The following is a 15,120-nucleotide window of genomic DNA, read 5'->3' on the forward strand; positions in this document are numbered from 1 at the left end:
GCGTCAGGCGGCCACTTCGGTGCGGCCACGTCCGGCATTCTTGGCTTTATAGAGGGCCACGTCCGCCGCCTTCAGCCATTCACGATAGTGCATGAACTGCGCGCCCCACGGGGCAACCCCAACGCTGATGCACAGCCTCGCCGCTGGCGCACCGTGCAGCGGCATATTAACCAGCCGCTCGTGCACGCGCGACATGGCAGCAATCGCGCTGTCGGCAGGCGTGCCGGACATGATCACCGCAAATTCATCTCCCCCGAAGCGGCCAATAAAATCCCCGGCGCGCAGCGCCAGCTGAAGCTGGCGCGTGATCGCCACTATCGCTTCATCCCCCACGTCATGACCCCAGGTGTCGTTGATATTTTTAAAGTGATCGATATCGATGAGCAGTATCGTCGCCTGTCGATGGCCGCGACGGCAGGCCTCAAACTCGTTACGCAACAGCGTTTCCCAGTGGCGGCGGTTAAACACGCCGGTCATACCGTCGCGGGTACTCATCAGCTCAAGCCGGCGCTTATGCTCTGCAAGCCGGATCGCCGTGCGGTGGCTGAGCCAGGCAAACAGCACGGGGTAGACCACCAGAACGGGCAGCGTCAGCCACAGCACCAGCGGCTCAGCGCTTAATCTCACCGGAATGGCCGCTACGTGCACGGTAAGCAGGGCAGACAGGGCAAGCAGCACGAGTCCCGTCAAAAATAACCGGCAGCCGCCCGATCCCATCATATTCATCCCGATCGTCACGATCAGCGCCGCCGCCGGCAGCGCGTTGAGCCCCGTCAGCCCAACCCACACGCCGGCAATAATGGCGTCAATTTTCAGATTAACGATCTCGCTGCTGAAAGGATCGGCCGCACGAAAGGCAAGCTGCCAGGCGAGGTGTGGCCAGACGAAGGCCCAGCCAAGCAGAAATAACCACCAGCCGCCGGAGAAAAACTGGCTGACCAGAACGCTGGCAAGCGGGAAAAACAGGGCTCCCAGGCCAGCGATGCGGGCCAGCCGTATACGCCGGGCAAACTGCAGGCCGGAACGGCAGGCGTCATCCTGAGAAAGCTGCTGGTGCCAGGCTTCCCGAATGCTCTGGTCATGGTTATAAATTTCATCATTCATCATTTTTGGGAATATTCTGAAACATTTTCCCAAATTATAGAGAGGGGCATGTCGGGGAAAGTATGAAATTTCGGGTGAGCCAGCGCCGCGGCTCACCCGTTAGCACTACGCCTGTTTCTTAAGACACGCGCTCATAAACTTGCTGCGATCGTCCCCTTTCAGCATCTGCTGCGTTGCCTGGGCGTTACATTCGCGCATTTTTTGCTGCTGCGGAGTCAGGCTTTTTTCGCCCGGTTTAGTCGCGCCGTTTTTAAGACAGTCGCTCATATAGGTTTTGCGGGCGTCCCCTTTCAGGCTTTGCGACGTTGCCTGTTGATTACAGGTTGTCATGCGCTGCTGCTGCGGGGTCAGGGTTTTCTCTTCCGCGTGCGCTGAGGCGATCAGACACAGGCCGGATAACAGGGTAACCAGTAATGTTGTTTTCATTGCACCATCCTTTATGTGAAGTTCCACGTTAAGTCTGATTCGTTGCGGGAAAAAAACCACCCTGCAACCATGTTTTTCGTCGGGTTTCTCGGTTATTTCAGCCCGCACGCGGCGTGGTTATCATTACCGGGACTCGCCAAAAGAGAGATATTTAACAGAGGACATAACGCGGTGTAAAAGCGCGCTCTGCTTCAGTTAATATTACTACCTGAAATAAAAACAGAGCGACTACAGGCATCCTGCATGACAATTCTATGACATGCCCTATTCGCATTCAGCAGGCTAGGTGCGAGGATGCCTTAATAGCTTTTTTACGTATTGCTGAAGCAGCTCCGCATCTTCAGCGGGCACCTGTGAATCGGGGCGAGCCTTGTCCAGCGCGCCTTCAACGTTATCGATCAGCGCCTGTTGTTCCGGCTGCGCCATCTGTCGCAGCAGCGCCGTGACGACAATTTCAAGCGCCTCAACCTGGGCGACCAGCTCTTTCGACTCTTCTTCCTTTTGGGCAAGCTTAACCAACAACTCAGCAATGAGATTTTTCATGGCGCTATTTCCTTATGTGATTTTCCCTGAAATTAGCACTCTCCCTGAATAATGAAAAGCATGGATTAGTTTTATCTTATGCAAAAGTGACGTCGCTGCCAAAAATGATATTCAGCCCTGACAGCGAAACGTTTTTCTTTAAAAAAAGGGCCGCATTTCGTTATATAAAAATGCGGCCTTCATAAGAATTAATAATATTTTATCGCGCTTACCGGGCTGATTTTGCCGCGGCGATTTGCCTGCGACGGCGCAAGGCGAAGGCCAGCTGTATAATATTCAGAAGCACCACGACCGCCGTCGCGGCAAATACCCAGCGGAACCCCGCCATTGCCGAAACCGATGCGCCAATGAGCGGGCCGGCTACGTTGCCTAAATACATAAAAGACTGGTTATAGCCAAAAATGCGGCCGGTCACCTGGTCACTGGAATATTTCACCAGCAGCGTCTGAACCGCAGGCAGCATGGCGCCATCCGCAAAGCCAAGCAGGAAACGGAGCACCCCGAGCTGAAGCGGCGTCGTGACAAACGACATGGCAAAGAAGAGGATCACCGCAATGACAAGCGTCGCCATCAGGATACGCGCCGTCCCGATCCTGTCGCCCAGCTTCCCCAGACGCGGCGCAGACATCAGCGCCGACACGCCCGGCACGGCGGCAATCATCCCGCTCAGAAACGCGATGTTGCTGCTGTCCGGCTCCATTGACTTAATAAACAGCGCCAGGATAGGCCCCACCGAGCCGTTGCAAAGCTGGATCACCATCGTCGTAACGAAGAGGCTAATCATCAGGCCAGGATAAGGCAGCGAGGCGAATACCGCCTTGCCGCTCAGGCGTTCGGATTTGCTGACCATTGGCCGCCCGCCCTCTTTGATCAGAAAAAGCGTAACCAGGAAGCTTATCGTCAGCAGAATGGCGGTGATGATAAAGACCGCGCGCAGGCCAACGTGGTCGGCCAGGAAACCGCCGAGCAGCGGGCCGCCAATGACCCCGCTAATCTGCGCGGTGGAAAGCGTGCTAAGCGCCCAGCCGCTTCGCTCACGCGGTACCTGAGAGGCCACCAGCGCCATCGCATTCGGGATATACCCGGAAGTCAGCCCCATGATTGCCCGCAGAATAAACAGCTGCCAGACGTTGGTCGCGAAGGCCTGAAGCAGGATGGCAATCGCCATCCCCAGCGAGGCGCGCAGCAGCATCAGCTTGCGCCCCTTGCGATCCGCCAGGCTGCCCCACATCGGCGACACGATGGCGGATACCAGAAACGTCACGCTGAACGTCAGGCCGGACCACATGGAGAGCGCTTCATGGGAAGTCACCCCGAGCTGCGACACGTACAGCGGCAGGAAGGGTAATATCTGGCTGATAGCCAGTCCGGTGAAGAAACAGCCGAACCAGACTGAGATGAGGTTAACTTTCCAGGATTCCATAACAGAAATAGTCTTCATTTTTAGGCGAATTCGCCGACAGATTAGCAAGTTACGCGTAATGAGATAGCGCCAGAGATGCGACCCTGCAGACTTCAGTGTTTTATCTGCCCAGTCATCATATTTGTGAAATAAGTCACAAAACATCCAATTTCTGGCGGAAGATTATGCTTTAGCGGCATAACCCATACCCGCGCATCCCGAGATGGAAATGGTTGGCATGGGCGGCATTATAGTCCGGCCCCAGGCCGTTACCGTAATAGCCGCAGCTTGCCGACAGCAGCGCCTGTAGCCAGGGCCTGGTCTTGTCCGCCTTCCAGCCGTTGAGTATGGTAACGCGCTCTCCGTTTGCCAGCCGGAAGGCGCTGATATCCAGCGCGTCCGCCGTGGCGTGTTCGCTGCGCCGCGCGTCCGGACGGCTGTAGATGTTGCGGCAGGCAAAGCTGCCGAGGTGTTCGATGCGCGTGAGCTTGCTTCCCGTCCAGGACTGGGTGAGCGGCCGCGCCTGCTGGCTGACAAACAGAGCAGAACTTAACGCCAGCGGACAGCTGGCAAGAAAGCTGCTGTTCAGGCTGACCGGACCAAAATCGCGCACCCGCACCACGTTACTCAGCGGGCATTCACCGGCGCTGTCAGCGACGGCCTGAGTGCGGATGAGCTGGCGCTGATTGGCCTGCGCCAGCAGGCTTTCGCACGCCTGAGGCGTTAAGCGCCGAAGCTTAAGCTGGGTTATTTTTCCGGGCGGATCGTCAAGCGTAAGCGGCACGAAAGGGTTGTAATGCGGCGGCAGCCAGCGGTAGCCCACCGCGGCAATCCCGGCAATAACGATAAGAATAAGCAGACCTTTTCCCCTCACGCGCCCTCCTTCAGCATCCCTCAAAACATTATGGCAGAAGGCCGCGAAACCCGCCGGGCATCGTGGTATGTTATTGGCTTTTCGTCAGACTGGAAGAGAGTGAGATGGCTAAGCAGCGCGTAGGTATTGTCTTTGGGGGAAAATCGGCAGAGCACGAGGTGTCATTGCAATCGGCCAAAAATATCGTTGATGCGATTGATAAAAGCCGTTTTGACGTCGTGCTGCTGGGCATTGATAAACAGGGCCAGTGGCATGTTAACGACGCCAGCCAGTATCTGCTGAATGCTGACGATCCGGCGCATATCGCCCTTAATCCTTCAGATATCAGCGTCGCGACTGTGCCAGGCGTGGTGCAGGGGCAGCTTATTGATGCCGGTAACGCCCAGGCGCTGGCACAGATTGACGTGGTATTCCCTATCGTGCACGGCACGCTGGGTGAAGATGGCTCCCTGCAGGGCATGCTGCGTATGGCCAACCTGCCGTTTGTCGGCTCCGACGTGCTGGGCTCTGCCGCCTGCATGGATAAGGACGTCACTAAACGCCTGCTGCGCGATGCCGGTCTGAATATTGCGCCCTTCGTGACGCTCACCCGCGCCAACCGCGATCGATACAGCTTCGCGAAGATTGAGGCGCAGCTCGGTCTGCCGCTGTTCGTCAAACCCGCGAATCAGGGCTCTTCCGTTGGCGTCAGCAAGGTGACCAGCGAAGCGCAGTTTACCGACGCCGTTCGTCTGGCCTTTGAGTTTGACCATAAGGTGGTGGTTGAGCAGGGAATTAAAGGCCGTGAAATTGAGTGCGCCGTGCTGGGCAACGATTTCCCACAGGCGAGCACCTGCGGTGAGGTGGTATTGAACAGCGACTTCTACTCCTACGACACCAAATATATTGACGACAAAGGTGCTCAGGTTGTGGTGCCGGCCGCGCTCGATCCTGACGTTAACGATAAGATCCGGGCGATCGCCATTCAAGCCTATCAGGCCCTTGGATGCTGCGGGATGGCGCGCGTCGACGTGTTCCTGACGCCGGATAACGAGGTGGTGATTAACGAAATTAACACCCTGCCGGGCTTTACCAACATTAGCATGTACCCGAAACTGTGGCAGGCCAGCGGGATAAGCTATCCGGAGCTGATCACACGCCTGATTGAACTGGCGCTGGAGCGTCACGCTGCAGACAGCGCCCTGAAGAGTTCCGTAAGCGGTTAATCGACTTTTTCCGTCGTTTCCGTACGATCCGCCGTCGCCTCATCGGGACGGCGGCGGATAATGAGTCCCGCCAGCCAGAAACTGATAATCCAGGTCACCAGCCCAACCGCGTAGGTTTGCCAGCCCTTAGCTTCAAATCCCAGCAGCCCGACAACACCGTTAAGAATAAAGATCAGCCCGATAGCAAAGGCGTAGTAATGCCAGTCACGGCGTAGTTTGGAAGTGAGCTTCATGACAACTCCGGCAGAAAAAAAGCTATCCTCTCACATTTTAATGCAGGCAACTGTGGCGAATACGTAAATTCTGAAATGTGGCAAAGTTTCACTTATGTTATCAATTTGTGACGTGATGCAGAAATCGACAATCCAGGAGGAATCCTGAGCCGTATTTCCCACGATTCTGATATTGACAAATGCTATGACCTGTCACACTCACCCTGTACGACGCGTATTAAAACAGAGTGATATTTCGGGAGGTCTTATGGCAGACTTTACATTGTCGAAACCGATTTTTGGCGGAAAACAACCAAAAACCTCCACGGCGGGGAATATTGCCTATGCCCTGTTTGTTCTGTTTTGCTTCTGGGCGGGAACCCAGCTGCTGAACATGCTGGTGCATGCCCCTGGCGTGTATGAGCAGCTGATGCAGGTTCAGGATACAGGCCGCCCGCGCGTTGAAATCGGTTTAGGCGTGAGCACCGTCTTCGGGCTCATCCCCTTCCTCGCGGGCAGCATGGTTCTGGGCGTGATTGCACTCGTCCTGCGCTGGCGCCACCGCCGCTGATTACAGCCCCATACAGCGCGCCCGACGATCGTCCACGCGTTTCGCGAACCAGGCGGTCGTCAGGTTACGCGTGATCTTCGGGCTTTCCAGCTGAATACCCGGCAGAACGGCTCTCGGTAACGGTTTACCACTCTTCTTCTCTGCCAGCGTAAACACCTGCTTATACAAATCCGTTTTCTCAAACGCCAGGCTGTCGCCCTTCTCCAGCTGACGGCGGATATCGCTGTCGCTCATCCCAAGCTTTGACGAAAGTTTACGCACCGCTCGTTCGGTGGTACCCGCCTCGCTGCTGCCGTAAGCAATCAGATCGCCGTCCAGGGCCAGCTTCACGCCGCTGGCGCGGCTTACCGCATTCTGGAAGGCCGCGTTTCGGCTGGCGTACCAGCCCGCGTTAAAGTCAGCAAAGCGATACAGCGGTTTGTCGTAATTAGCCGGATAGTTCAGCAGGTGATAAGTCCCAAACCACAGCCCACCGCGCAGGGAGAAGACCTCCTGACGCACCGTACCGTCGATCTCCCACGGATAGCCGTCGGTATGTTTTTCCGCAAAGGCGATGCTGACCTGCATCGGGCCGCCGGTATGCACCGGGTTCAGCGAGCCAAACAGCCTCTGCCCCATCGGCACCATATTGATTAGATCGTCGAAAATGGCGCTGAGCTGTTTCTCGGTCTTCACCGCATCCAGCCGTTCGCTGTAGCTTTTACCGTCTGGCGAGGAGATTTTAAGGGCGGTATGCACAAGGAAGACCGGGATGTGTAACGATTCGGCCCGGCGGTCAATCTCTTTCCAGGCGATTTTGTTCAGGCCGGGCACGACAGGATCTGACTGATACATCGACTCCTGCTGCGCCACCGCCAGCACCGAGCAGATATTCTCCTCGGTAGGCGCTATCTTCTGGCTTTTGAAGGTCGTTGCCAGGGCCTGCGCCCACGCATTGCGATCCTTCACGCTGGCGGGCATTTTTTGCCGCACGACGCTCGCCACATCCACAGGCTTTTCACCTTCCTTGAGCGGTGCGGCCCCTTTTTCGGCACAGCCCGCCAGCACGAAGGCGGCGAGCAACGTCAGCGGTAACGCACGTGGTACGGCAAATGGCATAGCAGTTCCCTGTCTTATCCTAATGTATGAGTAACTTCCTGCAGATCCTTATCGTCCAGCTCACGTTCGAAGCTGCGTAAACGCTTATAGATGGACATCAGCTCCACCAGCGTGGTCCAGGAGCTAATCAGGTACTGGAACGAACCGCGAACCTGACCAAAGACGTTGGTGATCTGGGTCATCAGACCGAGCGTAATGGTACCCGCAACGATAGACGGGAACAGCAGGAACAACCCGAAAACGTTATCAACCTGCAAATAAAGAATGCGCGCGATATTAAAATACATGTAATGGAAGTAGAGACGGAAGTAGTTACGACGTACGGCGCCAAACAGCTCACGCACGGTAGGCGGTGACGCACGGTCAGGATCGTCTTCGCCATACACCAGCTCTTTACGGTAGGCCGCCTCCACGCGCTGATTTTTGAACTCCAGCCCGGGCAGCTTGATCCCCACCACGGCCAGCAGCCCGGTCCCCATCAGCGACCAGACAATCGCGGCAATCACCAGGCCGTACGGCAGATGGCCGACTATCGGCAGCTCCGGAACATGTGACGAGAGCGTCACGAGCACCGGCAGGAAGGCGATCAGCGTCATGATGGCATTGATAAAGCTCACGCCCATATTCTCAAGGGTAGAGGCAAAGCGCATGGTGTCTTCCTGCACACGCTGTGCCGCACCTTCGATATGACGCAGGTGCTGCCAGTGCGCCATATAGTGTTCGTTCATCGCGGTACGCCAGCGGAACACGTAGTGGCTGACGAAGAAGTTATTCATCACGCCGATCACCACGGCGATGAGGGCGATGCCAAGGAAAACGCCCACCTCATGGTAAAACTGGTTTATGGTCACCTTGTGCGGCGAGCTCAGTGCCGTCTGGATCAGATCGTAGAACGGCGCATACCAGGCGTTGACCGCCACGCCCACTTCCACCAGGAACCAGGTAACAAAGATAATTAACGACGTGCCGAGAATCGACCAGTACTGCCAGCGGTGAGGTGAATAGAGGAACCAGAAGATGGCGAACAGCCCCACGCAGAGCATGTAATAGGCGTAGAAAAGCAGATAGCTCATGGACCAGAAGCGCGCCGCGCTAATGGGAATATCGCCCGTCGCGCCCGTAAGACGGGTCAACCACGCGCCGCCACCGGCCTGCCAGAAAATGACAGCCAGCACTGCCCAAATAAATGCCGACAGAAAAAATGGCCCCGGCTTTGGGAAAAAAGACTTAAACATTGTGCTTCCTTCTTGTTGTTATGGCTGTTGCTGTGCTCAACATATCACCACGCGAAACCTTGCCTGTGCCAGCCGCCCGGCTCAGGCAAAAAAGTCAGACCTGCGGCTTAATTATTAGTTCGCTTTCCGGTTTCCCGGAATTGTTTCGGTCCGTTTCATCTGCAGCAGCCATCATAGCGACTATCATACGGTCGATGTCACAAAATGGGAGCCGGGTCGCAAGTAATTTATTGTTATTTACCCATGGTTACGTTTTTCTCGCTATCGTTATGCAAATCGGGCCATTGCTCCGTGCCGATTAGTAGTATAAATACCCGTAACTTTCCTTATTCACTTGATGGATGTTTTTCGTTGAAACGTTGTCTGCTCTCTTTCGCCGCGCTGTGTGCGGTGAGCCTGTCTACCGCCCAGGCAGCTCAGCCTCTGACGGCCCCGGTGCTGGCCTCTGACATTGCCGATCGCTATGCAAACCTTATCTATTACGGCAGTGGGGCGACAGGTATGGCGCTGGTGGTGATCGACGGTAACCAGCGGGTGTTTCGCAGCTTTGGTGAAACGCGCCCGGGAAATAACGTTCGCCCCCAGCTGGATTCCGTTGTCCGTGTGGCTTCCATAACCAAGCTGATGACCAGTGAAATGCTGGTGAAGCTGCTCGATCAGGGCGTGGTGAAACTCGACGATCCGCTCAGCAAATACGCGCCGCCCGGCGCCCGCGTTCCGACATATCAGGGAACGCCGATCCGGCTGGTTAACCTGGCGACCCATACCAGCGCCCTGCCGCGAGAACAGCCCGGCGGCGCCGCGCATCGCCCTGTATTTGTCTGGCCAACCCGCGAGCAGCGCTGGAACTACCTGAGCACCGCGACCCTGAAGTCTGCCCCGGGCTCGCAGGCTGGCTATTCAAATCTGGCGTTCGATCTGCTGGCCGATGCCCTGGCGACGGCATCGGGTAAACCCTACCCGCAGCTGTTTGAAGAACAAATCACGCGTCCGCTCGGGATGAAGGACACCACCTTTACCCCATCCCCGGACCAGTGCAAACGCCTGATGGTGGCAGAGAAAGGGGCAAGCCCGTGTAACAACACGCTGGCGGCCGTTGGCAGCGGAGGCGTTTACTCCACGCCCGGCGATATGATGCGCTGGATGCAGCAGTTCCTATCTTCAGATTTTTACGCGCGCAGCAATCAGGCCGACCGTATGCAGACGCTTATCTACCAGCGTGCGCAGTTACGTCGCGTCACCGGCATGGACGTTCCCGGGAAGGCGGATGCCCTCGGTCTGGGCTGGGTGTATATGGCGCCGAAAGAGGGCCGTCCGGGTATTATTCAGAAAACCGGTGGGGGCGGCGGATTCATCACCTACATGGCGATGATTCCGCAATCAAACGTGGGAGCGTTTGTGGTGGTCACCCGCTCCCCGAACACGCGCTTCGTGAATATGAGTGATGGCGTGAATAACCTGGTCGCCGAACTGAGCGCCAACAAAGCGCAGGTTCTTACCGCGTCGAACTAGCCTCAATAGTCCGTGGGCAAGCGGTTAATACTGACCAGCTTGCCCCGGCTCATATTGATGTAATTCCCCTGCCGCAGCGCCGCCAGTACTTCTGCAACCACCGAGCGTGAAATACGCGTGCTACGCTGAATATGATTCATAACACCAATTTTTGAGCGTAGCGTGTCATCCCACTCGGCCATATTGATCAGCATCGCCCGTATCTGGCTGTAGGAACTATTTCCCACCAGCTGCATATCGCGCTTACCCATAATATGGTTAATCCAGGAGAGCCAGCAGAAAGCATCCTGCCAGAGATCCTCCTGCTGAATAAGCTGGCACGTCGTTGAGGCGGGTAAATAAAAGCCAGAACAGGGGGTTTGTGCCATCAGGGAATATTCCAGATAGCTGTCATTTACCCATGCGCTCAACCCATAGATAAAAGGTGCCCGCGCAATACCTACAAGAAGCTCATCTGTTTTACGGTGAACGGCGATTAGCCCGGACTGTATTACAAAGGTGGATGGCTCATCATCATTATTGCCGGTTGTTATTAATTGCTGTGGTTCGTGCTTAAAGGGGGTACCGGCGACTTCCAGACACTTTACGAGCCGGCTTAATTCAGAAAGTGGTTTCGCATTAACGTTCATGCATACCTCAAGTCATCTGTATCTGTCGGTTCTTTATTATTTTTAAACCATATAAAAAAGCGGGGGTAAAATCCCCCGCGCTTTCTTTACCAGGTATATTTCACACCCAGGTTTGCTCCCCAGTTCTGGTCAACGTCGCCGCCGCCCAGATAAGTCGCGTCAGTGTAAGCACTGAAGTTTTTCGTGAAGCTGAACTGGGTGCCCAGCCCCACGCGAACTGCCGAGCCTTCAACGCCGTTATCAATACTGTCAGTGTTGATATCCGCATTGTTGTCGGCATCGTCATACACGTAAGCCAGTTTGAAGTAAGGCGTCAGCGCCTGTTCACCGCCGTAGTTGAAGGTATAACCTGCATCCACGCCGAGTTCATAGCGCATGCTGTCGTAAGACTGACCATCAATACGCATGTCGTTGCTTAACTGGTAGTCATCACCAGACTGGAACAGGCCGGAGAGCGCCGCATAAGGGGTGATGTAGCCGGACAGGTTTGGTTTCCAGTCATAGCCCAGCTTCATCCCAAAGCCAACGGCGTCAGTGGTGGTATCACCATCAACGTACTGGCCGTTGCTCATTGTGGCAGAGAGCTCGTTGTTGAAGCGGGTGTAGCTCAGGGAACTGTCGAGGAAGATGTCGTTCATGAACTTCGCCGACGCGTAGATCATCGCCGTCTGGCTGTCCTGGTCGACCTGACCCGTACGATCGCTGATATCGCCCTTCGCGAAGCCTGCCGCACCGCCGACAATCCACTTCGCATTGTTACCGTCGATCTGGGTATCCAGGCCAACCATAATGCCGCTTACGTCCTGATCGTAGCTGACGGTGCCATTATCCGCGTCAAAGTTGCCGCCGAAGTAGCTCACCCATGCTCCGCCGCTGTCGGCCAGGCCATGACGGCTGTTGGTCAGACGCGTGCCCACGGTATCCTGCTGCAGATTCCAGATGTTGGTATTGGCTGAAGGAATGCTCAGCGCCATGTTGGCGTAGTCGGTCAGCGCTTTCTGCTCCAGAACAACCGTGTCGCCCTTCTGCTGCGCCTGATAAGTGTATGCACCTAAATCGGCTTTGTTTGCGGCAGTAAAGCTGGCTGCGGTATCCGCGTTATTGTCGTAGACGCGAACGATCTCTTTGTTTTTGTAGTCGGCAACGGAACCTGCGCCGGTTGCATCGTCGATGCGCACCTTATAGTTACCCGCAACATCACCATTCACCGCCAGATGGCCGTCAGAGTTCAGCGCGACAACACCATAGTCGTAATCCGCTTTGTACCGATCGTTGGTGATGTAGCGAGCGTTGTTCAGGTCGCTGTTCAGCACATAATCGCGGCTGGCAACGTTGAGCACACCGCCGTCGGTCAGCACCATATTGTGCGTATCGGCCTGGCCCAGTCCAAGCGCCAGCTCTGCACCGTTATCCACGGTAATGGTGTTGGCATACAGATCGGCGGTCTCTTCAGTCAGTGCCGCGCGGCTGCCGCTGTCCAGATACAGGCTGTCGGTTGCCACGGCTCCGCTGTCGCCGATATTCAGGGTAGACGCATTGGTCAGGGTGATGGAATCCGCCAGCAGGCCAGAGTTTTCGAGGTTGACCTGAGAGTGGTTGTTCACCGTCAGCGCGTCAATGTTAGAGACCTTACGGGTATCCCACTCGGAACCGTTATCCAGCGCCACGTTGAACAGACCGCTCTGATAAACCTCTTCACCGGCAACGTGGCCGTTGCTGTCGAAGGTAGAGTCAGGCCAGATGCTGTTCGGGGACAGCGCGTGCCAGTCAACGTTGCTGTAGCCCTGACCATACATCTGCGACGTGCCGATAGCTTCCACGCTGGACTGCGCTGCACCGACCCACTTACTGCCGTTTGTCAGCGTAACATCCAGCTTATCGGTGCCATCCCAGCCGTTGGTGGTTGGGTTGTAGACGCCATCGTCTGTGGTGTCCGTTGCCGCATCGCCATTCTCGTAGAAGTTGTTATCGAAGGTGCTGGAGAAAAGAATGTCACCCGTCACGGTGGAGCGATCGAAGGTAGCCTTGGTTTGCATGGCGTTATCCGACGCGCCGGCGGCGACGATCAGTGCCGCGTCATCCGCACCGGTGGCGTTGGTTTCACCGTAGTCGCTCGGCTTCGCCGTTTGACCATAGAACCCGCTGGTGCCCAGATCGCTGTACGCGCCGGAGGTCAGCACAGAGTCTTTCACCACCAGCGTATCGGTAAAGACGTTGCTGCTGTTAGCCACGCCTTCTACGCCGTCGTAGGGGGTGTTATCCAGTTCCTGATAACCCTGGGTCAGGGTGATACCCGCGACGTGGGAATTGTTCTGAATGACGATATCAGACTCAACGTCCAGGGTAATGGCGTTACCCAGACCATAGGTGTCCTGATAATGCGTTTCAGTGGTATCACCGTTGACGACATCATACGCGTAATGCTCGTACGTATCGTTGATGGTGGAGTGATCCACCGTCAGGCTGAAACGATCGTACTGGGTATGATGGGTACCGTCGGTATCCAGGCCATCCGCACACGTCGTGGTCATGCATTTTGACGTGATCATGCCGTTAACGGTGCTGTTAGAAATGCTCAGCGCATGCGCGCGGCCATTGGCACCATCATCCAGATAGTACGTCGAAATAACCCCGTTCACGGTTGATTTATTCACGACCGGATAAATATCACCGTCATGGGTGGCGTCTGAATAATTCCAGTCAGCGTAACCATAAAACCACGGCGCGGATGCCGTATTGTCATATCCAAAAGTATTATATGTCGTTCCTGATATATCTTTCGCATTGGCCTGAGAAGCGATAGCCAGGGTGCAGGCTAATGCAAGTTGAGATACAACCAGTTTCTTTTTCCATGTTTGCATTGGGTCATCCCTCCTCAGGGACGTAAGCAAGTTTGTCCATCAAATCATTTAGCAATTTTTAATTGCGGAAGGAATTATGCAGTTTCATTTCGAAAAGGTTCAATGAATGATTCCATTAAGTCCGTATCCAGACAAATAAGATTTACCACCCGGATTTATATCAGCCATTATAAATAAAAATCATAAAATCAGCACATTGCACGATTATTGTATTGGCTAAGAAAATATAATAAAAAATAATAGATCATTTATAATGATACTTTCCCTGCGATACAGAAATAACACCAATATTTCAAAGCGAGTAAAAAAACCTGTTTACGTTTGGAATAAATAAATGCATTGCCGCGCGTTTCGGCGCATTTTGCAAAATCAAAAAGCCCACTTTAGTAAAACACCGCCCCCGGCTTTCAGGTACACTATCCCTCTTTGTTCCACAAACATCAGGCATACCATGACCGATTTAATTGCACGTCCCCGTCGCCTGCGCAAGTCACCCGCACTGCGCGCCATGTTTGAAGAGACAACACTGACCCTAAACGATCTGGTGTTGCCGATTTTTGTTGAAGAAGAGATCGATGACTACAAAGCCATCGACGCGATGCCAGGCGTGATGCGCATTCCAGAAAAGCATCTGGCCCGCGAGATCGAACACATTGCGAATGCGGGGATCCGCTCGGTGATGACGTTCGGGATCTCCCACCACACCGACGCTACCGGCAGCGATGCCTGGAAAGAGGACGGCCTCGTCGCCCGTATGTCTCGCATCTGTAAAGAGACCGTACCGGAGATGATCGTCATGTCCGATACCTGCTTCTGCGAATACACCTCTCACGGCCACTGCGGTGTGCTGTGCGATCACGGCGTGGACAATGACGCAACCCTGCTGAATCTTGGCAAGCAGGCGGTTGTCGCCGCCGCTGCGGGTGCAGATTTCATTGCGCCTTCCGCGGCGATGGACGGCCAGGTGCAGGCGATCCGCCAGGCGCTGGATGCCGCTGGCTTCACCGACACCGCCATCATGTCCTACTCCACCAAATTCGCCTCCTCCTTCTACGGCCCGTTCCGCGAAGCAGCGGGCACGGCGCTGAAAGGCGATCGTAAAACCTACCAGATGAACCCGCTGAACCGCCGCGAAGCCATTCGTGAATCGCTGCTGGATGAAGCTCAGGGCGCAGACTGCCTGATGGTGAAACCGGCGGGTGCGTATCTGGATATCCTGCGCGACATCCGCGAACGCACCGAGCTGCCGCTGGGCGCATACCAGGTGAGCGGCGAGTACGCGATGATCAAATTCGCCGCGCAGGCCGGCGCCATCGACGAAGAGAAAGTGATCCTCGAAAGCCTCGGGGCGATCAAACGCGCGGGCGCGGATCTGATCTTCAGCTACTTCGCGCTGGATCTGGCCGAGAAAAAAATCCTCCGCTAATCTTCACCAAACTGCAATACAA

At 55.3% G+C, this 15,120-nt stretch carries 14 protein-coding genes; 4 read left to right on the top strand and 10 right to left on the bottom strand.

All coding sequences use genetic code 11. From position 1 onward, the window contains the following. Positions 1-3: 3 nt before the first annotated feature. The 5 genes from adrA to MOQ06_RS13210 all read right to left on the bottom strand — a co-directional run bounded on the left by adrA (position 4) and on the right by MOQ06_RS13210 (position 4,349). On the bottom strand, positions 4-1,107 hold the full coding sequence (gene adrA / locus MOQ06_RS13190) for a diguanylate cyclase AdrA (RefSeq protein WP_242173448.1): 1,104 nt from the start codon (positions 1,105-1,107) through the stop codon (positions 4-6). A gap of 102 nt (positions 1,108-1,209) precedes the next feature. Next, positions 1,210-1,530: a phosphate starvation-inducible protein PsiF gene (gene psiF / locus MOQ06_RS13195; RefSeq protein ID WP_148420241.1), complete on the bottom strand. Its 321-nt coding sequence runs from the start codon at positions 1,528-1,530 to the stop codon at positions 1,210-1,212. Positions 1,531-1,812: 282 nt separating this feature from the next. Next, entirely contained in the window at positions 1,813-2,073 is a 261-nt protein-coding gene (iraP, locus tag MOQ06_RS13200; protein WP_148420240.1) for an anti-adapter protein IraP, read from the bottom strand. 208 nt (positions 2,074-2,281) lie between these two features. After that, positions 2,282-3,496: a multidrug efflux MFS transporter gene (locus MOQ06_RS13205; protein WP_242173450.1), complete on the bottom strand. Its 1,215-nt coding sequence runs from the start codon at positions 3,494-3,496 to the stop codon at positions 2,282-2,284. 169 nt (positions 3,497-3,665) lie between these two features. Continuing rightward, positions 3,666-4,349 (bottom strand): extensin family protein, encoded by a 684-nt coding sequence (locus MOQ06_RS13210; protein ID WP_176611074.1) that lies wholly within the window; start codon positions 4,347-4,349, stop codon positions 3,666-3,668. A gap of 104 nt (positions 4,350-4,453) precedes the next feature. Between MOQ06_RS13210 and ddlA the strand changes: the two genes are divergently transcribed. Then, a complete protein-coding gene (gene ddlA, locus MOQ06_RS13215; protein ID WP_193355694.1) occupies positions 4,454-5,554 on the top strand; it encodes a D-alanine--D-alanine ligase in 1,101 nt (366 codons plus the stop codon). On the opposite strand, the gene MOQ06_RS13220 is transcribed toward ddlA, so the two are convergent. Beyond that, the gene (locus MOQ06_RS13220; protein ID WP_242173452.1) at positions 5,551-5,787 is read right to left on the bottom strand and encodes a DUF2754 domain-containing protein; all 237 of its coding nucleotides are present in this window, start codon (positions 5,785-5,787) and stop codon (positions 5,551-5,553) included. The two genes, ddlA and MOQ06_RS13220, sit on opposite strands and share 4 nt — an antisense overlap. A 247-nt stretch (positions 5,788-6,034) precedes the next feature. On the opposite strand from MOQ06_RS13220, the gene MOQ06_RS13225 reads away from it, so the two are divergent. Continuing rightward, the gene (locus tag MOQ06_RS13225; protein ID WP_148420235.1) at positions 6,035-6,337 is read left to right on the top strand and encodes a DUF2755 family protein; all 303 of its coding nucleotides are present in this window, start codon (positions 6,035-6,037) and stop codon (positions 6,335-6,337) included. Here MOQ06_RS13225 and MOQ06_RS13230 read toward each other — a convergent pair whose 3' ends face one another. Continuing rightward, on the bottom strand, positions 6,338-7,435 hold the full coding sequence (locus tag MOQ06_RS13230) for a DUF1615 domain-containing protein (RefSeq protein WP_242173454.1): 1,098 nt from the start codon (positions 7,433-7,435) through the stop codon (positions 6,338-6,340). It abuts the gene before it with no gap. Positions 7,436-7,449: 14 nt separating this feature from the next. Beyond that, positions 7,450-8,670, bottom strand: coding sequence for a peptide antibiotic transporter SbmA (gene sbmA, locus MOQ06_RS13235; RefSeq protein ID WP_242173458.1), 1,221 nt, complete (start codon positions 8,668-8,670; stop codon positions 7,450-7,452). A gap of 351 nt (positions 8,671-9,021) precedes the next feature. Here sbmA and ampH point away from each other — a divergent pair, with 351 nt between their 5' ends. Then, positions 9,022-10,182, top strand: a complete 1,161-nt coding sequence (gene ampH / locus MOQ06_RS13240; RefSeq protein WP_148420232.1) for a D-alanyl-D-alanine-carboxypeptidase/endopeptidase AmpH — start codon at positions 9,022-9,024, stop codon at positions 10,180-10,182. A 2-nt stretch (positions 10,183-10,184) separates the two neighbouring features. Here ampH and MOQ06_RS13245 read toward each other — a convergent pair whose 3' ends face one another. Both MOQ06_RS13245 and MOQ06_RS13250 read right to left on the bottom strand, forming a co-directional pair. After that, positions 10,185-10,811, bottom strand: a complete 627-nt coding sequence (locus tag MOQ06_RS13245; protein WP_242173461.1) for a helix-turn-helix domain-containing protein — start codon at positions 10,809-10,811, stop codon at positions 10,185-10,187. Between the two features lie 86 nt (positions 10,812-10,897). Next, positions 10,898-13,672, bottom strand: a complete 2,775-nt coding sequence (locus MOQ06_RS13250) for an autotransporter outer membrane beta-barrel domain-containing protein (protein ID WP_242173465.1) — start codon at positions 13,670-13,672, stop codon at positions 10,898-10,900. A gap of 451 nt (positions 13,673-14,123) precedes the next feature. Here MOQ06_RS13250 and hemB point away from each other — a divergent pair, with 451 nt between their 5' ends. After that, positions 14,124-15,098, top strand: a complete 975-nt coding sequence (gene hemB / locus MOQ06_RS13255) for a porphobilinogen synthase (RefSeq protein WP_242173468.1) — start codon at positions 14,124-14,126, stop codon at positions 15,096-15,098. Positions 15,099-15,120 lie beyond the last annotated feature (22 nt).

Source organism: Enterobacter sp. I4, assembly GCF_022669095.1.
GTDB lineage: Bacteria > Pseudomonadota > Gammaproteobacteria > Enterobacterales > Enterobacteriaceae > Enterobacter > Enterobacter pasteurii.

What these genes read in the sequence shown, in the direction of transcription:
- adrA (WP_242173448.1), bottom strand. Translation starts at nt 1,107, where the DNA reads ATGATGAATGATGAAATTTATAACCATGACCAGAGCATTCGGGAAGCC.
- psiF (WP_148420241.1), bottom strand. Translation starts at nt 1,530, where the DNA reads ATGAAAACAACATTACTGGTTACCCTGTTATCCGGCCTGTGTCTGATC.
- iraP (WP_148420240.1), bottom strand. Translation starts at nt 2,073, where the DNA reads ATGAAAAATCTCATTGCTGAGTTGTTGGTTAAGCTTGCCCAAAAGGAA.
- MOQ06_RS13205 (WP_242173450.1), bottom strand. Translation starts at nt 3,496, where the DNA reads ATGGAATCCTGGAAAGTTAACCTCATCTCAGTCTGGTTCGGCTGTTTC.
- ddlA (WP_193355694.1), top strand. Translation starts at nt 4,454, where the DNA reads ATGGCTAAGCAGCGCGTAGGTATTGTCTTTGGGGGAAAATCGGCAGAG.
- MOQ06_RS13220 (WP_242173452.1), bottom strand. Translation starts at nt 5,787, where the DNA reads ATGAAGCTCACTTCCAAACTACGCCGTGACTGGCATTACTACGCCTTT.
- MOQ06_RS13225 (WP_148420235.1), top strand. Translation starts at nt 6,035, where the DNA reads ATGGCAGACTTTACATTGTCGAAACCGATTTTTGGCGGAAAACAACCA.
- MOQ06_RS13230 (WP_242173454.1), bottom strand. Translation starts at nt 7,435, where the DNA reads ATGCCATTTGCCGTACCACGTGCGTTACCGCTGACGTTGCTCGCCGCC.
- sbmA (WP_242173458.1), bottom strand. Translation starts at nt 8,670, where the DNA reads ATGTTTAAGTCTTTTTTCCCAAAGCCGGGGCCATTTTTTCTGTCGGCA.
- MOQ06_RS13245 (WP_242173461.1), bottom strand. Translation starts at nt 10,811, where the DNA reads ATGAACGTTAATGCGAAACCACTTTCTGAATTAAGCCGGCTCGTAAAG.
- MOQ06_RS13250 (WP_242173465.1), bottom strand. Translation starts at nt 13,672, where the DNA reads ATGCAAACATGGAAAAAGAAACTGGTTGTATCTCAACTTGCATTAGCC.
- hemB (WP_242173468.1), top strand. Translation starts at nt 14,124, where the DNA reads ATGACCGATTTAATTGCACGTCCCCGTCGCCTGCGCAAGTCACCCGCA.